The following is an 18557-nucleotide window of genomic DNA, read 5'->3' as shown; positions in this document are numbered from 1 at the left end:
GAGATTCGTTTTCTCCGTTAACTTTTCAAAAAATCGGTTATTCTCTGTACATAGCGCTCTTTATCGTAAGATAAGTACAGATAACTGGTTAACTGTACAGGCTCCCCAAAGAAAAAACGTTCATACAGTGTTTCCCTTGTGCCAAACGGACTCATAGTTAAGTCCCATGCTAGCCGAAAAAGCTTAATTCGATCTTCTGCCTCTCTCGATTTAGCTTGCAAATAACGTGTAATATCTTCTTTAACCAATGAGCGGCACGTATTTTCGGTTGGTATTGCCATTAGTCCGCTTGCACCTAAAAGCTGAATAATCTCTGTAAAGGTAGGATATGTTTTTGAAAATATATTTGCGGCAATACGAAGTGTAGTTTCATTCGGACGCATGTATCCCCATGGATCAATCTCCGCTTCTTCTTCTGCTTTCATTACGAGAGCTTTCATCGTTTCTAGCGCAATAATAAGCTCCGTTGCTTTTTCTCGCACATGCGGATAGTCCGCAATGTTAATGGTTTCAATCAGAGATTGTACAATCCCTAATACAAACTCTGTTTTGACAATTCTCCTTGAAGTTACTTGATGCAGAGCAAAAGCCGAGAAGGAACTAGAGCCAAGGAATGCATTGGATACATCTACATTTTCATAAAAAAACACGCGGTCCCACGGTACTAATACACGTTCAAAGACAACAATGGTATCCATTTCTTCAAATCTAGAACTTAATGGATAATCAAACGTTGAATCTGTTCCTGCAAACGATTCTCTACAAATAAATTTAACTCCTTCTGTATTACTTGGAATTGAAAAAGCAAACCCTTTTTCTTTTCCTTGAATGCCTGCTGAAGACAGTACGAGCAGCTCATCCGTCATGCCACCCTGTGTAGCAAGCAGTTTCGCACCTTGGATAACGATTCCCTCATTGCTTTTATCAACTATTTTTGCTGCTATCGGTTCATCGTTTTGCTCGTAATAAAATTGGATTCGATTGACTTGAGGATCGATGAATGTATGAGTGAGCGATAAATCGTGCTCTCTCACATATTCATAATAAGAAATGATGTTTTCAGGAAAGCAATTTTCTTCTCCTCTCAGGAGTTCTGCAGAGGATGCAAAAGCCATCAATACAGTATTCATATAATCTGGACTTCTCCCCATCATACCGTGAGTTAAGCGAGCCCACTGCTGAGTCATCTCTCGTCTCTTTTTTAACTCTTCTTTTGTTGTAGGCTGTAAATAAGATGTACCAAAAAAATCCTCGGAATCCGGAGATTGGTATGTCATGATATCTTTAATTTTTTTATCATGCTGAAGATCATAAAGTTTAGCTTGACTATTAATGGCTCCTTTAAAAGCCGGATGTTCTGATATATTGCCTGTTACGAGCTTGCCATCAACCCATACATTTGCTTTTAATTGATTGATTCTCTCTACGTATTGCTTCCCATTAATTGCTGACATACTCCCACTCCCAGACTTTCAATAAATATTTTCACCTATTGCATTTTTATCATATTACGATGTCTTTTCCATGTTTCCTTCATACATCACAGCTTTGCGCATAAAAAAAAGAAGGTCACAATAACCTTCTTTTTTTTATGATTTATTTATATTGAATATCATTTCTTAGGGATTCAACTTTGCTTAATGCTTGGTCAATATCAGGCTCTTCAACATTAAAGTGCGCAAGTGCATCGTGAAGATGCTTAGCAATTGCATTAAAATGTTCGGGCTGAATATTCATATTTGCATGCGCTTTGGCCATCGACTTTCCTGAATATTGATTCGGTCCACCTAAGGCAAAGCTTATAAACTTGGCTTGATGTCGACGTTGTTTATCCATATCCGTGTGCTCGAAAAAATGACTAACTGTTTCGTCTTTTAAAACAAGCTCAGAATAAAAATAGTCTACTACTTTTTCAATCGCTTCTTGTCCGCCCACTTTTTCATACAATGTTTGTTCCAAAACAATTCCTCCTTTTGTACCTTTAACCATTATTACCCAATACAAGTATTCATATTCTTTGAAAGGCTTCTTTATGGGAATTCGTTATCGTCATGTTTTATTCCTCTTCCTCATAATGAATAAAATGTAAAGGGAATGAACGCAGTGCAAAGGAGTTGTAGAAACTGCATTTAATATCTATCGTTACTGGTCTGAATCATTACATTTTGATAAGTGCTGGTCTAATATACGTAAGTATAAGCCGGTACGCCTTTTACTCCTACTCGGCATGAAAAAAGAGAGCCGGCAGCTTCTTCGTATTTTTCTTCTTCCTTAGCTGTGGTGATAAATAAAGTTTGTAAATCGTCTCCTCCAAATGTACAGCAGGTTACATTGGAAACAGGAAGATGAATAGATTCTATAATTTCTCCTTTCTCTGGATCTACACAAATAACTTTCGAACCTCCCCAAAGCGCTACCCACAGTCGGTCGTGCTCATCAATTGTCATTCCATCAGGAAACCCGTCTATATCTGAAAGGTCAATCACCACTTTTTCATCTTCGAGCCTTGTTGTTTCTTTAGAAAATGAATAAGACATAATTTTATTTTTCGGGGAATCAACCAGAAAGAATTTGTCTCCTGTTCGATTCCAAGCTAGCCCGTTTGACACGCTTAATCCTTCTTTAGCACTCTTAATTACACCTTTTTCATCTACTACGTACAGCTGGGCTTTTCCTTCTTCATCTTCTTCACTCATCGTGCCAATCCAAAAGCGATTATATGGATCACATTTCCCGTCATTAAAACGCATGTTTTTTTCAAGAGTATCTAAACGGATATACTCTTCATGATTCTTTTTGTTTTTATCCACTAAAAGCAGCTGATTACGAGTGGAGACGACCAATTTTGAATGATTGGTTGTAGAAACGCTTGTAACAACTGAAGGAAGATCCATATCTTCTAATGTTGTCGTTTTTGGATCGTACGTAAGAAGTTTTTTATCTAAAATGTCTACTAGCACTAATCTTTGATTTTCTTCATCCCATAGAGGTCCTTCCAGTAAACGTCCATCGTACTTTTTTTCAATTTTCGCTTCCATTTTCAAGCTCCTTTGTTGTTTTTATGTACAACCGTTTTTTAATCGCTTTCTAAAAAATATTCCTTTAAGTATGCAAAACAAAAAAACAGGAATATGTTTCCTTTTTATAAATACCCGTTGCATAACCTTCTCTAAACACTAGGTTACAAGAGAATCTTTTCATAAAAAAACAGCACGCTGTATATAGCGTGCTGTTTTTTTATTATAAAGTTACGTGTTCGTTTTCTAACTCTTTAACACGTACTGTAAATTCTTCTTCTGTTAAACCATGTTCTTTTACATAGCGGTTACGGGGACTTACTCGGCATTCATGTGAACAAGCGCGTAAATATTTGTGTTCGTTTTCTTCAGAAGCTAAGATTTTCTTATTGCATTCTGGGTTTGAGCAGTTAACATAACGTTCGCAAGGCTCGCCGGTAAAGTGATCCTTCCCGACAATCACATGCTCTTTTTGGTTAACTGGTACGCTGATGCGCTCATCAAATACATAGCACTGACCATCCCATAGTTCACCTTGTACTTCTGGATCTTTTCCGTATGTTACAATACCTCCGTGAAGCTGGCTTACATCTTCAAAACCTTCTTCAAGAAGCCATCCAGAGAATTTTTCACAGCGAATACCGCCTGTGCAGTACGTTAAGATTTTTTTATCTTCAAACTGATCTTTGTTGTCGCGAATCCATTCAGGAAGCTCACGGAAGTTTTGAATATCCGGACGAACAGCTCCTCGGAAGTGGCCTAGATCGTATTCATAATCGTTTCGTGCATCGATTACGACCGTATTTTCATCTTGCATCGCTTGATAAAATTCTTTTGGGCTTAAGTAATTACCCGTTACGCGAAGAGGATTCACATCTTCTTCTAATCGAAGAGTTACTAATTCTTTGCGGTGACGCACGTGCATTTTTTTGAACGCATGTTCATCTGCTTCGTCTATTTTAAATACAATACCTTCAAAACGAGGATCATTTTTCATCGTTTCCATGTATTTATCTGTTTGTTCAACTGTTCCTGATACTGTTCCATTGATCCCTTCAGCCGCAATTAAAATGCGTCCTTTTAGTTCAAGCTCTTTACAAAATGCCAAGTGCTGAGCTGTGAACTCTTCAGGATTTTCAATTGGAGTGTACAAATAATATAGTAGTACTTGATATGGTTTTCTTTCAGTCATGTTGCTTCTTCCACCTATCTGTTTATATTTGCAAGATATAATGCATGTAGGTCGGTTATTGTGAACCGAATTGATGGTAACAATTCATTACTTAAAGGTACATTACGACAAAAACAACATCCTTTTTATGAGGATGCTTCTATCTAAAAAGTATTACAGTGAATGATTGTTTCAAAAACATACAGTATTTAAGCCTGTAATAGTATAACATATCAAGGCGAACACTTCTAGGATTTGTTTTTTTATGAACATTTTCTTGCGGAGATACGTTCTACCTGAGCTTTTCTGCGCATACATGATGAGATATGAACCTTTGAGATTGGAGGCGGAAATGATGCCTTTTTATACATTAAAAGACGGTGCAACTTTATACTATGAACAACAAGGGGAAGGAACACCTATTATTTTCATTCACGGAGTTTGGATGAGCAGTCGTTTTTTTCACAACCAGCTTTCTTTTTTTTCGAAACAGTATCAAACTATTCTTTTGGATTTAAGAGGACATGGAAATTCAAGTCATACTCCATATGGTCACACAATTTCCACTTATGCTCGCGATGTGCATGAGTTTATAAATAATAATCGATTAAAAGACGTCATATTAGTAGGCTGGTCGATGGGTGCTTTTGTTGTGTGGGAATATTTGAAACAATTTGGTGAAGAAAATGTAAAAGGGAATATTATTGTAGATGAAATGGCTTCAGACTTTAAATGGTCAGACTTTCCAATCGGTGCATTTGATTTACCTGCCCTTATTTCGCTTATGCAAGGTATTCAGCTTGATCGAACAAGTACATTAGAAAGTTTTATTCCGCTTATGTTTAAGGATGAATTAACTGAAAAAGATAAACATTGGATTATGAAAGAAGTAACGAAAATGCCCGAGTCGATAGCTAGTGCTATTTTGTTTGATCAATCCATTGTGGACTATCGAGAATTCCTCCCGTTTATTACAATTCCTACTTTACTGTGCTTTGGAAAAGAAGAAAAACTCATTCCTGTAGCGGCTGGAAGGCATATTCAAAAGCTGGTTTCAGGTTCTGTACTTGAAGTTTTTGAGAACAGCTGCCACTGCCCTTTTCTCGAAGAAAGCGATCGGTTTAACAAAGTTGTGAGTGATTTTATCGAGCGTATCTAATTTACAACAAAAAAAGAATTGCCTTGTTTCTAACGGATTCGGTTGGTAGAAAGAAGCATAAGTTAGAACTACAAATCAGCAATATAAATGGTAAGTAAAAGCGCTCGAAAAAAATCCGAGCGCTTTTACACTTAATGTTCTCCGCCCTCATTGAACTTAACTCTTTTACAGTTTGAAGCGATAACTTATAAGAATATCTTTTGGTTCAAAACCAACTTTCATATATACTCGATTTGCTTGACTATTTGCTCTATCAACGGTTAGTTTAATTTCATTAATTTGTGGAAATGAAAACATCTCTGTTAAAACTTCCTTTAACAACCTCGTTCCTAGACCTTGACTCTGAGCATTCTTTGAAACACCAATATACTCCAATGAAGCCTCTCGCATTTCGGTATCGACTTCAAAGTACGCATAGCCTTGCAACTCATTAGACATATTTTTAAGTATCTTTAACATATTTCTATCGTTAAGTCTCTCAATAATTGTTTTTCCATCATAATAAGTATTTTGAAACATTGCGTTATGCAGCATTTCAAATGCTTGAAAATCACTATGTTTAAATGGCTCGCTTTTCATTTCAATAACTTTATCAAAATTTTGTTCTTTAATTTCTAAGATCAAGTGTTCACCAGTCTTTTTTGCTTTTATTTCATTCATAAATACTTGTTGTAGCTCATTTTCTTCATTGATAAAAAAATGAAATTTTTGAATCAAAGGATTTTCATTAACTAACTGTTTCCATAATTGAGATTGCAAATAAATAGAAGATGTTTTATTAAAAGGTCCCCACACTTCTGCTACCGTTTCTTCGATATCAAATCCAATAGCCGCTAAAATTTCTCCTGTCCTATTTCTAGCGATTAAAAATTTAATATCACCCTCGTCACTAATAAAATCTTCTTTTAATGTCTGGTAGATTTCTTCTTCTTTTTCACCACAATAACCAATATGTGATGTTTTCTGACTATTTGTTTCTGATAGAAATCGAGATAATTCACCGAGGTTATTTGGTTTTTCTATAATAGCATCCATAACACTATCCCCTTCTTTAACTCCAATTTAGTGTCGTGTTCGTTCCTACTTCAAGCTATCCCTGCTTATTAACCCCTTTTACCTTCCTAGTTTGAAATTATTATTCTATATGATATTAATTAATCTCAACACAAATAAGGTAATGAAATCTCGCGTCCGTCATAGGCAAAGCTTACGTTTTTATCTAAAAGCATTTCACCGTGCTTTGGGATATCAATATCGTGTGATAAATGAGTAAACACCATGTTTTTTGCCTGTAGCTTCGCTTTAATCTCCATTGCCTCTGTCACATCATATACGGATCTTTTTTCTTTTTGAAGATATTCTTTCCAGAAAGATGTACCGAATATCAGTAAATCTAAGTGGTAAAAAGGCTTCCACTGTTCATTTGTCACATTAAAAGAATCGGATACATACGCCCAGCGTTCGCCTTGTTTTTGATGAACTACAATGCCGTAGGAATAACCGTTAAATCCGTGATTCACTTTATGAAACGTAATGGCCGTTTCTCCGCTTTCCCACTTTAACGTGCCATTAAAGGTAAGCCCTTTTCTTTTTGCGAGATAAGGAAATCTTTCAGTTAACTCGCTGATGACTTCAGGGGCTCCTACGACTTCTGTACTTACATTATTCCAGTAGCATAAGTCGGCTAAATCCCCTAAACCAGCAACATGATCATTGTGAGGATGAGTAATAAACACGGTAGAAGGGATTTTTTTGTTATTGTATAAATGAAATTGATGTTTAAAATCAGGTGATACATCAATCAAACACACATTACCGTCCAGTGTGAACTGTGCACTAGGTCTTGTGCGCTGATTTAATGGATCTTTTTGCGCGCATACTTTACAGTCACATAATAATCGAGGCACTCCTTGAGCATCGCTCGTCCCATAAAATAAAAGCTTGTTCATTGCTCTGTTTCCCCCTTTTTTTCTTCTAAAGGTCTATCTTTTTATTTTAAGAAATGCCCTATGGTGTTCTGCATCTTTCTTTTATTTGTCCTTCTAGAATAAAACCAGCTTTTATGTAAAACAGCCAGTCTTTTTAACGACTGGCTTTGCTATATTCCTTATAAAAAACGTTTTTATGCTTTTTCTATTGCTTTCTTTCTTCGTCTCTTTCAACAATATGCTGAAGAATAGATAATTTGTTTGTCCAAAATTGTTCGTAGTAAGAAAGCCAATCTTTTATCTCTTTCAAAGGCTCTGGCTGAAGATGATACACTTTTTCTCTGCCTTTTTTTTGTCCATGGACTAGGTCTGCTTCTGAAAGTATATGAAGATGCTTGACAACAGCGGTACGGCTTATTGAAAAATGGGACGTTATTTCTGAAATAGGCAATTCTTTTTCAGAAAGCAGCTCAAGTACTTTTCTTCGAGTAGGATCAGCAATGGCTTGAAAGATATCATGCTTGGCAGCTGATGAAGTCATTTAGTTTTCAACAACCTTTCGAAGTTTTTCATTCACGAGACTAGTCCACCCGTAGCTCATTCTATCTCGTACCACTGAACTCTTTTCGTTTGCTTTTTCAAGAAGTGTTTCAGCTTCTTTCCAGCCGCTATGAATAAGCGTAAATTCAGTTTGATTACCCATTTCTTTTAAGGTAAACGAAACGACCCATCCATCCGTATCCCAAGAGAAAGAAAGATAGTTTGGTGCATCTATTTCTAATACTTTACACGGAGATGGTCCAAAAGGCGATTGCAAATGAAATTCATATCCTACCAGAGGCTGAAAATCATTAGGCATGAACCATTGTTGGAGCCCTTCTGCGGTTGCTACTTTATCCCAAACTTTTTGAATCGGAGCGTTAAATATTATCGTCTGTTTTACATCTTCTACTACACTTTTATCATTCATCGTTGTCTTCATTCTCCTTTTCCAAAAATAATACCAAAAGGTGTTATATAAAAATAATATAACACCTTTTGGTTTCATGTCAATTCTTCTTTCGAAAAATGAAATCCTTCAATACATCTCCGTTCTTTGATAAAGAAATTTGTTATAATGTTGAATGAGTGCATTTTGTTATATTTCAAATATATCTTTTAAACGATGCTTCGTCCGCTTTGTGCCAATGCATAGTGAATACCGTGCTGCAATGTTTGAAAACAATCATATTTTGATAAATCAATATGAGTCTTTGATATAACTAAGCCTAAGTCAGCAGAAATTCCTACTAAAATTGTTTTCGTACCAATCAGGGACGCTGCTGCACCTAATTTTTCAATAAGACTTGCCGTATATTCAGTAAGTTCTTTATCCAATCCGGTTAAATCCAGCACAAGATAATTAGCCTGATGTTTTGGGAGGTTATTTAATGTATTGACAATCAAATCTTCCGTTCGATCCTCGTCGTACTTGCCAATCAAAGGAACGACGACTATGCCTTCCAAAACCGGAATAATAGGAGAAGAAAGCTTTTTAATAAGATCTTTTAACTCTGCCGTTTTTTCTGCTACAATGTTTTGCAAATGTTCTATTTTCTGCGCTTCTTTTCTTCTCGCTAATTGATGAATATTTTGAGTGATATCAATGTTGGAAGGGAAGTATTCTACTGTGGTGCATTCATGCCCTTCTATTTGATGTTGAATCACCTTGTACCAAATGTTTGTTCCGAATAGTCCTGTGAAAATCCCTGCGTAATGGGCCGGAAGAAAATTTCCTCCCTTTGTTTTCTTTTGGGCCACGTTAATTTTATGTTCCCAACTGTCTTTTAATTCAGCAGATAGAGTTTTACTTTCAGGATCTAAATATTTTATAGTAGTTTTTCCCCATCCAGCCGAAGCGTATGTATTTGTAATTAACTCAGCCGCTTCAAAAACCGTTACGCCCTTCATGTTTTGAAAGTACTCTCCTACTACTAATCCTTGTCGAAAACCAGTAGTTTCCAGTACTACCGAAGCTGCCTCTTCTCCAGATATTTCTTCGATTGTGTCAAACAATGTTTTCATCGCCGAAGAAATCCAAAAAAGAATCGCATCTTCTCCTTCAAAGCTAAATTTTCCTTTTTCTAAATCCCAAGCAAAACTAAGACCACCTATATCAATATTCTTTTTTTCACCCATGCCGGAATCTCCTTTTTATATAGTCTCTCTACTATAGTGGTTTTTACGTAAAAGTGAGTATGAATTACCTTGGATGCTGCTTTTTTTAATCTTATCATTATTAGCTCTAAAGGAACAATTCTTTTCAACCTACTGAGCTTGTAATAGTGGTGAAATAAAAAAAGCTTCTATTTTATGAAGAAGCTTTTCGGCTGAATTATTTAGTTTTCCTCATTCCCCTGACAGCTCGGACATTCATAAACGTGCACAAAATAAAGCCCAACATGGTAAAAACGTTTTCCTAAGCAGTCTGGACATGTGCCTGCTTCACGCATTTGTTCGCGTCGTTTTTCTCGCTGATTAGCTAAAAGATTTACAAATTTCATTAAAAAGACCTCCGCATGTTTTTGACTATAGGTTTTCCTAGTAGGAAGCCTTTTATTCGACCCGGTATATTTATCACAGCGCCTGCTTAAGTTTACTTTTAATCATGCTCAAGTTTTCTAATAGCACAAAAAAAGGATAGATAAAGCAGTCTCATGACGCTCATCTATCCTTCATTTTTACTCTATCTAATGCTTAACGTTATATCTGATTGGTGATAAAATCCAGCATATATAAGTTATTCTTCTACTTTGTATTTTTCTTTTTTTCGAAGAAACGGCCACCAGTTTCCTTCTCCAAGCGTCACGACAATCGCTGGCATAAGAAGCGGAAGAATAACAAGACCATAAAGTAAAAGACCGATGATAACAACTGTTGCTACATGAACAAGCGTTAATACACCTGATGGCATCATAGCCCCAAACGTTCCGGCTAGGATAATAGCGGCAGTAATAATAACCGACCCCATCTTACTCATAGACGTAACCATGCCTTCTGCTACGCCGCTTTTCACTTCTTCGTTAAAACGGTCTAACAAGAAAATAGAATAGTCAATTCCAAGAGCAACTAAAATAACAAAACTAAAGAATGGCACGGCCCAGCTGATTCCGTCATTCCCCATTATATCCACGAATAGAAGCTCTGAGATTCCCATTGCTGTATAATACGTAAGCAACAGTGAAGCAATCATGTATACAGGCATGATCATTGAACGGAATAAAATGGTCAAAACAATAAACAATCCAATCATCATAATAACCATTGTGCGTGAAAGATCCGTTGTAGATAAATCTTTTAAATCCGCATTTGAGCTCGATACCCCTCCATACACAATTTCTGTATGCTCAAACGGCGTATCAACGACTTCGCTTGCCACCGCTTTTTCAATATTTTTTACGGTTGAAATGGCTTCTTCAGAATATGGATTTTGATCGAGCACTACGCTGAGCTTAACTCCTTTTCCATCTGCAAAAGAATAGTTGTCGATGGATTGTTTAAACCCTTTATCTTTCATCACTTCTGTTGGAAGATAAATACCCGTATCTCTCACTGTTGAGCTGTCACTCATGTTATCAAGCATACCTGTTGCTTTTGTTAAGCCATCTGAGATTTTCGTTAGCCCATCATTTGCACTGTCAACACCTTCTGCTAATTGATTGATACTGTCTGATAGGGTTCCGACTTGGCCTTGCTGAGCTGAAAGATTCTCATTTGCTTGTTGAAGACCGGTTTGAATGGTAGTAAGCTGTTTGCTGAGTGCTGCAAGCTGAGGAACCGCTTGCTGCACATTTCCTGTTGTAGAGAGCTGAGTGCTGACAAGCTGCAGCTGTTGATTAACTTGAGCTAATCCGTCTGCGGCAGGTGCAAGTGACCCGCCAGGTTCTTTAGAAGCAGAACCCGTTTGGTCAGCTATTTGATTTAGCCCTTTTTCAATACCACTTAATCCTTTTTGTACATCTCCGATTCCTTTAACAGCATCTTTGATTCCGTCTGATACAGAGCCCAGCTGTGAATTAACATATAAATCATCAATCTTTTCTCCGGTAGGCTGTGTGATCGTCATAACAGAATCCACGTGATCCACTTTTTCAATTGCTTTGCTTATATTTCCTAAATACGGAATAACATCCGCCTTTGTTAACTCTTTATCTCCTTTAATAATAACATTGACAGGAAATGCTTTTCCTTCTCCCAGTGCGTCACTGATAGCATTTAGTCCTTTTATAGATTTATAATCACTGCTTATTTCAGCAGTAGAATCAAACGATACTTTTGAGTCATACGTTACAATAAAAGGCACGGTAATAATCGCTGTAATGACTAAAAATACGAACGGTCGCGCTACTGCCTTTCTTCCTAAAAACCCCCACAGCTTATTATCGCTATGAGAAGCCACTTTTTTAGACGGCCAAAATAATTTTTCTCCAAGCGTAACCATAAAAAGTGGCAGCAAGGTAAATAAAATCACTAGCAGCACACCAACTCCCACTGCTACGCCAACGGCCGATTGGAAAATAGCAAACTTGGCAAATCCGATGGCTGCAAAACCAATAAATACGGCAATTCCGCTGATGAATAACGTTCTTCCTGCTGTACGGTAAGCCGTGATCGTGGCTTCTACTTTATCATGTCCGTTAGCCAATTCTTCACGGAAACGGTTAAGTAAAAGAATGCAGTAATCCGTACCTATTCCAAACAAAATAGCTACTAAGAACGTTTGCGTGAACGTTGAGATTGGAAAATCGACATTTTTAACTAAAATACCTAGTAACGATTGACTGATTAAGTATGTGATTCCCACAATTAAAATAGGAATAAACGGCGTCACGACTGAACGGAAAACGAGTAGAAGCAAACCTAAAATCAAGAAGATAGTAATAAACTCGGTTTTCTTTAACCCTTCTTCTGAACTGTGTGCAAAATCCTGATTAATAAGAGATGCACCTGTTACATATGCCGTAACGTCTTTTGGCACGCTGTCATAAATCTGATTCGCTATTTTTTCAACTTTTTCATCCGATCCACTGACAGTAACCGGAACTAAAACGGTTTTTTTATCTTTAGACATTAATTGGTTACGAACATCTTGATCATCTGTTAAAGGCGTTGTAACATCTTTTACACCTTTAATTTTCTCTGTCTTATCAATGATTTTCTGTATTTGTTTCTCACTATCTTTATCTAATGCGTTATCTAGCTTGATCACCATGCTGATGGTGTTACTGTCTTCCCCGGCATTTTTGAGAATTTGGCTGGCCCTAGATGAAACGGCATCATCAGGAAGCTGAGACTGTCCTTTTTCACTTGCGAGCTTTGTTAAATTGGGTGCCGTTAGCATCAATATGACCGTTAAAGCTAAAATAAAGGCCGCAATCACCCATTTAAATTTCACAATAAATTTCATTTTTTGCTTTCCCCTTTTATAGTTAACTTTTCTTTTGCCATTGTAAGAATTTCAATAAATGTATCTATTTTTTCTTCTTCTACATCATCAAACAAATTCTCAATGATACTAAAACACGCGGCATTTCCGTCATGTATTACCTTTTCTCCTTCAGCCGTAATCTTAATAAGCTTAGAACGTTTATCGCTCTCTAGTTCATTAGTGTCCCACTCCACAAGCCCTTTTTCGAGCAGTTTTTTAATTCGATTCGAAATGGCACTTTTATGAACACCTTGCAAGACAGCGAGACTGCCAGGTGAAGATGGACCTTTAATCATTAAACTATTTAACAAATCAAACTGCTGCCTTGAGACATGTTCGAAGAGGTTATGGCTCAGCTCTCTGTGAATGACTTCTGTTCCTACAAACAGCACTTCTTCAAAAAGTTCTACAGCTTGATATAGCTTGCTTTTCGTCACTTCTTTCCCTCCTTTAGTTTATAGGTATAAACTATTCAACTTTAAAAATAGTTTATAGGACTAAACTTTATTCTGTCAATAAATTTATGTCTGACTGTCTTCATATATGATAAAGATAAACGGAATCCCAAAAGATACCGCTTACATCAGCTTTTTTGGTTGTCAAAGCTCAATCACTTAAGTATTATTAGTAATTGACTTCTTTTCAAGGAGATATAAATTTTATACACAGAAAGGGTGATCACACATGAATACAACGCATACTAATGAGCAGGTCAGTAAGAAAGATTCCTTTCCAATTGCTCTTATCTCGTTGACTCTTGGAGCTTTTGCTATTGGAATGACGGAATTCGTTATTATGGGGATACTGCCTAACGTTGCAGAAGACCTTCATGTTAGCATTTCGACTGCTGGTCAGCTAATTACGAGCTATGCTTTAGGAGTAGCGATTGGCGCGCCAATTTTAACCATTTTCACTCATCGACTTCCTCAAAAGCTTCTGCTTTGTTTACTCATGCTTTTATTTATTCTCGGAAATGCGATTGCTATTATTGCACCTAACTATGGAATTTTGATGGGAGCTCGTTTAGTTACGGCGTTATGTCACGGTACTTTCTTTGGAGTAGGCGCTGTTATTGCTTCACGGCTCGTACAACCGCATAAGCGAGCAAGTGCTGTTGCAACGATGATGGCAGGTTTAACCATTGCAAATATCATCGGCGTTCCTGTAGGAACATTTATTGGCCAACACTTAGGTTGGAGAGCTTCGTTTGGGGCTATTACCATTATGGGAATCATTGCATTTATCGGTATTATTCTGTTTATCCCAAAGCTTGGCCAAGAAAAATTAACGGGTCTAAAACAGCAGTTTGCTGCTTTTAGCCAACCAAAACTTCTTGTGATGCTTCTTTTAAGTGCAATAGGGTGCGGTAGCTTATTTACTGTATTTACGTACATTACACCGCTTCTTGAAGACGTTACGGGAGTAAGTGAACACAGCGTTACGTGGATACTTGTATTGTACGGATGCGGCGTTACGCTTGGAAATGTTGTTGGAGGAAAGCTTGCAGATTGGAAGTTAATGCCTTCGGTTGTAGGTATCTTTGCTTTTCTTTGTATTGTGCTGACTATTTTTACGTTTACTGTCAAAAGCCCAGCAGCAGCGATTATCACGCTGTTTTTCTGGGGAGCAGCAGCATTTGCTGTAATGCCTGGTATTCAAGTGAAAATTATGAACTTAGCACAGGAAGCACCTGCTTTAGCTTCTACTTCGAATCACTCATTTGCTAACTTAGGAAATGCTTTTGGCGCCTTTTTCGGAGGCGTAATTATTAACCATATGGGACTTACTTCACTTCCTTGGGTTGGCGCCATTTTTGTAGGAACGGCTTTTGTTATTAGCACTTGTCTGTTTATTGTGGAAACACGCAAAAAACATAGTGAACAATCGTCCTAACTGTCTAACAACTGAACAAAAAGCAAAAAAAGAGCCTTTCTTGGATGAAAGGCTCTTTTTTTTGCTTCTAACTCGCTTTTTTCATTTCTTCACTTGTTAATCGACTGTGTTTACGAGAATAACCTATATACACAAATATACCAAGCACAATCCATATGCTAAAATATAGCCATGTTGTTTTAGGAAGATTAATCATTAAAAATAAACAAGACAATACAGATAAAATTGGTAAAACCGGGACAAACGGCATTGTAAATCCACGTTTTAAAGTTGGGTGCGTTTTGCGTAAGATGATAATGCTGACGCCCACCATACCGAAAGTTAAAAGGGCTCCGATATTTGCTAAATTCGCAAGTTCTTTTAAATCGATAAATCCTGAAATTAACGCTCCGATAATTCCTACTAGCCAAGTGGAGAGAGTCGGAACTCCCGTTTTCTCATTTGTTTTAGCAAATGCTTTTGGTAGCAAGCCGTCGCGGCTCATTGAGAATAAAATTCGTGTTGCTGCATAAATGTAGGCGAAAATAACAGCCATAATTCCAATGACAGCTCCTGCAGCAATAACTCCTGCCACTGCATTTTGTCCTACTGAATGAAGAACATAGGCCATTGCTTCTGGAACATTCAGTTCCTTGTAAGAAACAACCCCTGTCATAACAAGGCATACCGCTACATAAATAATCGTGCAGATCACGAGTGAACTAATAATTCCAATTGGCAAATTGCGCTGCGGGTTCTTTACTTCTTCTGCTGATGTAGATAAAGCATCAAAACCTAAGAAAGCAAAAAATACGGCCGCTCCCCCTGTCACAACCCCTTCAATTCCATAAGGCATAAAAGGAGTCCAATTAGACGGCTTCACATAAAAAGCCCCTACAATAATAAAGAGAAGGATAATAAATAATTTAACAAGTACCATAAAATTATTCACTTTTTTACTTTCTTTAGTTCCCCTTGAAAGCAGCCATGTAATAAGAAGGGTAATACAAATAGCAGGAAGGTTCACCAGGCCTCCATTTGCAGGGATCGTAATCAATTCTTTTGGGAGTGAAAAACCAAAGCCTTCTAAAAAATTATTAAAATAAGAAGACCATCCATTTGCTACTGCTGACATCGTTAATAAATAGACGGAAAGCAATGTCCATCCCATTAAGTGTGCTACCACTTCGCCGATGGTTGCATATGTATAGGTGTAAACGCTCCCAGATACAGGTATAGTTGAAGCAAATTCCGCATAGCACAGCGCTGCAAAACCGCATACAATAGAAGCCAGTATAAAAGAAAAAATAACGGCTGGCCCCGCATCGTTAGCAGCTACTAAGCCTGTTAACACTAAAACCCCCGTTCCTATTACAGCTCCAATACCAAGAAGAGTCAAATCGAATGCCCCTAATGTTTTGACTAGAGATTTGTTTTGACTTTGTTCTAATAATTGCTCGATTGACTTCTTTTTAAATAGTTTTCCCATTGCACTCTCTCCTCTCTGTTGCCACTCATCCATTAAAAAACTTAAAAATGACGTCTTTTCCTATTTGACTACGCGTTTTTACTTCAGATACAGAAGTAATTATATAGAAATAATTACTAACTTGTCTATTAGTATACTAATATCATTATATATATTTCAAGAGATTTTGTAAGCGATTTCTTAATCTCTCTCTATTTTGGCTTTATCAACTAAATAAAGAAATCATCGTTGTGATTATGTATAATAAGTTTGAATAAAATTAATATTCTAAAAAATAAATCGATTTATTTCCAGATAGTTTTTTTCGCTACCTATCTTCAAATATAAATTCCTGACATAGGGATTATTTACAGAACGATGAATGTTTTACCTTAACGGGTGTTATAATGATGAAAACTGAAGCGTATGAAGGGCGGAGAGAGATGCTTAACTTACTTATTGGCTGTATTTTACTAGCATTAGGAGTGTACTTTATGTTTAAATTTCTTTTTTATTCTCCTTCTAAAAAGAAGCGAGGTCAGCAACCTATGAACAAATTGTCAAATGGAGATTCAGCTCCATCAAATGCAAACGATTCGAATGGGATAAGATAATTTTTTTCACAAAATACCGGCGTTTGTCTAAGGCAAAAGTTATACTGCCGATATATAATATCTTATACCCTTCTAGTTCAATATTCCCTTCATTTTGGTGTAAGACAAGATGAAGGGAATCACTATCCGACTTAAAAAATCGGATTTTTCTATTTAGCAAGGTAAATGGCCTCAATAAACTCTGTTTGAATCCATTTCTTTATTCAAGTGTACAGCTGCCTCTTCAACACTTACTGTTCCAATGTTTTTCTTCCCGTGCTTTCGAATAGCAAGCGATTTATTTTCTACTTCTTTATCTCCTATTACGGCCATATAAGGAACTTTGAGCATTTCGGCTTCTCTAATTTTCAGACCTATTTTTTCAATACGATCATCCACTTCAACACGATACCCTTGTGACTCCAGCTCGTGTTTCACCTTGTACGCATATTCCACATGCGGCGGTGCAATAGGCAAAAGCTTAAATTGAACTGGAGCTAACCAAAGAGGAAATTGACCTTCATAATGTTCAATCAAGATGGCCATAAAACGTTCAACGGAACCGTATATAGCGCGGTGAATCATTACAGGACGATGCGGTTTATTGTCTTCTCCAATATACATACAGTCAAACTTCTCTGGCATTAAGAAATCAAGCTGAACTGTTCCGCACTGCCAGCTGCGGCCTAAGGAGTCTAAAATATGAAAATCGATTTTCGGCCCGTAAAAAGCCCCGTCTCCTTCATTCACCTGGTAGTCTAATCCTTTTTCATTTAGCACAGATTGAAGCGACTTTTCCGCTTGATTCCATGTTTCAATATCTCCCATAAATTTTTCAGGACGTGTGGATAGTTCCACTTTGTAATCAAAGCCAAAATGTGAATAAAAGTCATGGATAAACGCTAGAATGCGGCTAATCTCAGCTTCAATCTGATTAAGTTCTACGAATAAATGCGCATCGTCCTGTGTGAATGACCGGACTCTTAGCAGTCCGTTTAAAGAGCCCGAAAGCTCGTGACGGTGAACCAATCCAAGTTCTGCGTATCGAATCGGAAGTTCTCGATAGCTTCTTCGCTTGCTGTTAAACAATAAAATGGCTCCCGGACAATTCATCGGTTTAATCGCATAGTTTTGTTTGTCAACATTTGAAAAATACATATTTTCATGATAGTGTTCCCAATGCCCTGATTGTTCCCATAGCTCCTGTTTCATCATGATGGGAGTTTTTATCTCTTGATAGCCTGCTTTGTAATGCTTTTGTTTCCAGTAGTTTTCTAACTCATTTCGAACAATCATTCCGTTAGGTAAGAAAAACGGCATACCAGGAGCTTCTTCCATCGACATAAACAGCTCCAGTTCTTGACCTAATTTTTGATGATTTCGTTTTTCTGCTTCCATTTGTTTTGACATGTTCATTCCTCCAATATGTTTTTATTCAACAAAAAAACCGCACTCATCCCTAGTAAAGGGACGAATGCGGCCGTGGTACCACCCTAATTCCGTAAAATACCTGTATGCATTTTACGCTTAAAAAGATAACGGTTTTACCGGTTGCAGTTTCAGTGTATACACATTCCCCGCCGCAGCTCCAAGGTGGTAAATTCATTTCGTTTTCTAAGGGTTCTCAGCCAGTGACCCTACTCTCTGTAAAGAAAATCCAAAAATGATTCATGTCCTTTTCAATGCTTGTATATTCATTTTTTCTACATAAAAAACCGCACTCATCCCTAGTGAAGGGACGAATGCGGTCGTGGTACCACCCTAATTCCGTAAAATACCTGTATGCATTTTACGCTCAAAAAAGATAACGGTTTTACCGATTGCAGTTTCAGTTATGCACATTCCCTGCAATAGCTCTAAGGTGGTAAATTAGATGATTTCT

17 protein-coding genes and 2 other annotated features (1 of these 19 cut by a window edge) are annotated in these 18557 nt (G+C 37.2%); of the genes, 3 read left to right on the top strand and 14 right to left on the bottom strand.

What is annotated here, in order from left to right; all coding sequences use genetic code 11:
- Nucleotides 1-17: 17 nt before the first annotated feature.
- The 4 genes from hpaB to trhO all read right to left on the bottom strand — a co-directional run bounded on the left by hpaB (nucleotide 18) and on the right by trhO (nucleotide 4209).
- Complete coding sequence (gene hpaB / locus NST66_RS10620; protein WP_155008110.1) at nucleotides 18-1454, bottom strand: 4-hydroxyphenylacetate 3-monooxygenase, oxygenase component; 1437 nt, start codon at nucleotides 1452-1454, stop codon at nucleotides 18-20.
- Nucleotides 1455-1596: 142 nt separating this feature from the next.
- The gene (locus tag NST66_RS10615; RefSeq protein ID WP_025751868.1) at nucleotides 1597-1959 is read right to left on the bottom strand and encodes a group I truncated hemoglobin; all 363 of its coding nucleotides are present in this window, start codon (nucleotides 1957-1959) and stop codon (nucleotides 1597-1599) included.
- Between the two features lie 221 nt (nucleotides 1960-2180).
- The gene (locus tag NST66_RS10610) at nucleotides 2181-3038 is read right to left on the bottom strand and encodes an SMP-30/gluconolactonase/LRE family protein (protein ID WP_033579014.1); all 858 of its coding nucleotides are present in this window, start codon (nucleotides 3036-3038) and stop codon (nucleotides 2181-2183) included.
- Nucleotides 3039-3240: 202 nt separating this feature from the next.
- Nucleotides 3241-4209: an oxygen-dependent tRNA uridine(34) hydroxylase TrhO gene (gene trhO, locus NST66_RS10605; RefSeq protein ID WP_155008111.1), complete on the bottom strand. Its 969-nt coding sequence runs from the start codon at nucleotides 4207-4209 to the stop codon at nucleotides 3241-3243.
- Between the two features lie 334 nt (nucleotides 4210-4543).
- On the opposite strand from trhO, the gene NST66_RS10600 reads away from it, so the two are divergent.
- Nucleotides 4544-5347: an alpha/beta fold hydrolase gene (locus NST66_RS10600; RefSeq protein WP_230683506.1), complete on the top strand. Its 804-nt coding sequence runs from the start codon at nucleotides 4544-4546 to the stop codon at nucleotides 5345-5347.
- A gap of 165 nt (nucleotides 5348-5512) precedes the next feature.
- Here the strand turns inward: NST66_RS10600 and NST66_RS10595 are convergent, their stop codons facing one another.
- From NST66_RS10595 to NST66_RS10560, 8 genes are all read right to left on the bottom strand, one after another.
- Nucleotides 5513-6382: a GNAT family N-acetyltransferase gene (locus NST66_RS10595; protein WP_340843308.1), complete on the bottom strand. Its 870-nt coding sequence runs from the start codon at nucleotides 6380-6382 to the stop codon at nucleotides 5513-5515.
- A gap of 125 nt (nucleotides 6383-6507) precedes the next feature.
- Nucleotides 6508-7296, bottom strand: a complete 789-nt coding sequence (locus NST66_RS10590) for an MBL fold metallo-hydrolase (protein ID WP_340843307.1) — start codon at nucleotides 7294-7296, stop codon at nucleotides 6508-6510.
- Between the two features lie 184 nt (nucleotides 7297-7480).
- A complete protein-coding gene (locus NST66_RS10585; RefSeq protein WP_034266233.1) occupies nucleotides 7481-7816 on the bottom strand; it encodes an ArsR/SmtB family transcription factor in 336 nt (111 codons plus the stop codon).
- Nucleotides 7817-8245: an SRPBCC family protein gene (locus tag NST66_RS10580; RefSeq protein ID WP_028413312.1), complete on the bottom strand. Its 429-nt coding sequence runs from the start codon at nucleotides 8243-8245 to the stop codon at nucleotides 7817-7819.
- A gap of 188 nt (nucleotides 8246-8433) precedes the next feature.
- A complete protein-coding gene (locus NST66_RS10575; protein ID WP_034266230.1) occupies nucleotides 8434-9453 on the bottom strand; it encodes an STAS domain-containing protein in 1020 nt (339 codons plus the stop codon).
- Between the two features lie 200 nt (nucleotides 9454-9653).
- The gene (locus tag NST66_RS10570) at nucleotides 9654-9818 is read right to left on the bottom strand and encodes a hypothetical protein (protein WP_186807034.1); all 165 of its coding nucleotides are present in this window, start codon (nucleotides 9816-9818) and stop codon (nucleotides 9654-9656) included.
- 236 nt (nucleotides 9819-10054) lie between these two features.
- Nucleotides 10055-12721, bottom strand: a complete 2667-nt coding sequence (locus NST66_RS10565) for an MMPL family transporter (protein WP_328171984.1) — start codon at nucleotides 12719-12721, stop codon at nucleotides 10055-10057.
- Nucleotides 12718-13179 carry a MarR family winged helix-turn-helix transcriptional regulator gene (locus NST66_RS10560; RefSeq protein WP_033579007.1) on the bottom strand — a complete coding sequence of 154 codons (462 nt, stop codon included), beginning with the start codon at nucleotides 13177-13179 and terminating at the stop codon, nucleotides 12718-12720. The genes NST66_RS10565 and NST66_RS10560 overlap by 4 nt, the downstream gene beginning before the upstream one ends.
- A 247-nt stretch (nucleotides 13180-13426) precedes the next feature.
- Here NST66_RS10560 and NST66_RS10555 point away from each other — a divergent pair, with 247 nt between their 5' ends.
- Nucleotides 13427-14635 (top strand): MFS transporter, encoded by a 1209-nt coding sequence (locus tag NST66_RS10555; RefSeq protein WP_049164609.1) that lies wholly within the window; start codon nucleotides 13427-13429, stop codon nucleotides 14633-14635.
- Nucleotides 14636-14702: 67 nt separating this feature from the next.
- On the opposite strand, the gene NST66_RS10550 is transcribed toward NST66_RS10555, so the two are convergent.
- Nucleotides 14703-16103, bottom strand: a complete 1401-nt coding sequence (locus NST66_RS10550) for an amino acid permease (protein ID WP_154988771.1) — start codon at nucleotides 16101-16103, stop codon at nucleotides 14703-14705.
- 389 nt (nucleotides 16104-16492) lie between these two features.
- On the opposite strand from NST66_RS10550, the gene NST66_RS10545 reads away from it, so the two are divergent.
- On the top strand, nucleotides 16493-16696 hold the full coding sequence (locus NST66_RS10545) for a hypothetical protein (protein WP_235918749.1): 204 nt from the start codon (nucleotides 16493-16495) through the stop codon (nucleotides 16694-16696).
- Nucleotides 16697-16867: 171 nt separating this feature from the next.
- Here the strand turns inward: NST66_RS10545 and thrS are convergent, their stop codons facing one another.
- Nucleotides 16868-18085, bottom strand: coding sequence for a threonine--tRNA ligase (gene thrS / locus NST66_RS10540; RefSeq protein ID WP_049164600.1), 1218 nt, complete (start codon nucleotides 18083-18085; stop codon nucleotides 16868-16870).
- Nucleotides 18086-18138: 53 nt separating this feature from the next.
- Nucleotides 18139-18367: a binding site (T-box leader), on the bottom strand.
- Nucleotides 18368-18406: 39 nt separating this feature from the next.
- Nucleotides 18407-18557: a binding site (T-box leader), on the bottom strand (it continues 76 nt past the right edge of the window).

This window comes from Priestia sp. FSL W8-0524 (genome assembly GCF_038005965.1).
Taxonomy (GTDB): Bacteria; Bacillota; Bacilli; order Bacillales; family Bacillaceae_H; genus Priestia; species Priestia zanthoxyli.
The sequence above is the reverse complement of the archived record's forward strand: the minus strand, read 5'-3'. Positions and strand labels throughout refer to the sequence as shown.

Excerpts from the sequence above, each read along its gene's own strand:
- NST66_RS10600 (WP_230683506.1), top strand. The coding sequence starts at position 4,544 with ATGCCTTTTTATACATTAAAAGACGGTGCAACTTTATACTATGAACAA.
- NST66_RS10570 (WP_186807034.1), bottom strand. The coding sequence starts at position 9,818 with ATGAAATTTGTAAATCTTTTAGCTAATCAGCGAGAAAAACGACGCGAA.
- NST66_RS10585 (WP_034266233.1), bottom strand. The coding sequence starts at position 7,816 with ATGACTTCATCAGCTGCCAAGCATGATATCTTTCAAGCCATTGCTGAT.
- trhO (WP_155008111.1), bottom strand. The coding sequence starts at position 4,209 with ATGACTGAAAGAAAACCATATCAAGTACTACTATATTATTTGTACACT.
- NST66_RS10545 (WP_235918749.1), top strand. The coding sequence starts at position 16,493 with ATGAAAACTGAAGCGTATGAAGGGCGGAGAGAGATGCTTAACTTACTT.
- NST66_RS10550 (WP_154988771.1), bottom strand. The coding sequence starts at position 16,103 with ATGGGAAAACTATTTAAAAAGAAGTCAATCGAGCAATTATTAGAACAA.
- NST66_RS10575 (WP_034266230.1), bottom strand. The coding sequence starts at position 9,453 with ATGGGTGAAAAAAAGAATATTGATATAGGTGGTCTTAGTTTTGCTTGG.
- NST66_RS10595 (WP_340843308.1), bottom strand. The coding sequence starts at position 6,382 with ATGGATGCTATTATAGAAAAACCAAATAACCTCGGTGAATTATCTCGA.
- NST66_RS10555 (WP_049164609.1), top strand. The coding sequence starts at position 13,427 with ATGAATACAACGCATACTAATGAGCAGGTCAGTAAGAAAGATTCCTTT.
- NST66_RS10610 (WP_033579014.1), bottom strand. The coding sequence starts at position 3,038 with ATGGAAGCGAAAATTGAAAAAAAGTACGATGGACGTTTACTGGAAGGA.
- hpaB (WP_155008110.1), bottom strand. The coding sequence starts at position 1,454 with ATGTCAGCAATTAATGGGAAGCAATACGTAGAGAGAATCAATCAATTA.
- NST66_RS10580 (WP_028413312.1), bottom strand. The coding sequence starts at position 8,245 with ATGAATGATAAAAGTGTAGTAGAAGATGTAAAACAGACGATAATATTT.
- thrS (WP_049164600.1), bottom strand. The coding sequence starts at position 18,085 with ATGTCAAAACAAATGGAAGCAGAAAAACGAAATCATCAAAAATTAGGT.
- NST66_RS10590 (WP_340843307.1), bottom strand. The coding sequence starts at position 7,296 with ATGAACAAGCTTTTATTTTATGGGACGAGCGATGCTCAAGGAGTGCCT.
- NST66_RS10565 (WP_328171984.1), bottom strand. The coding sequence starts at position 12,721 with ATGAAATTTATTGTGAAATTTAAATGGGTGATTGCGGCCTTTATTTTA.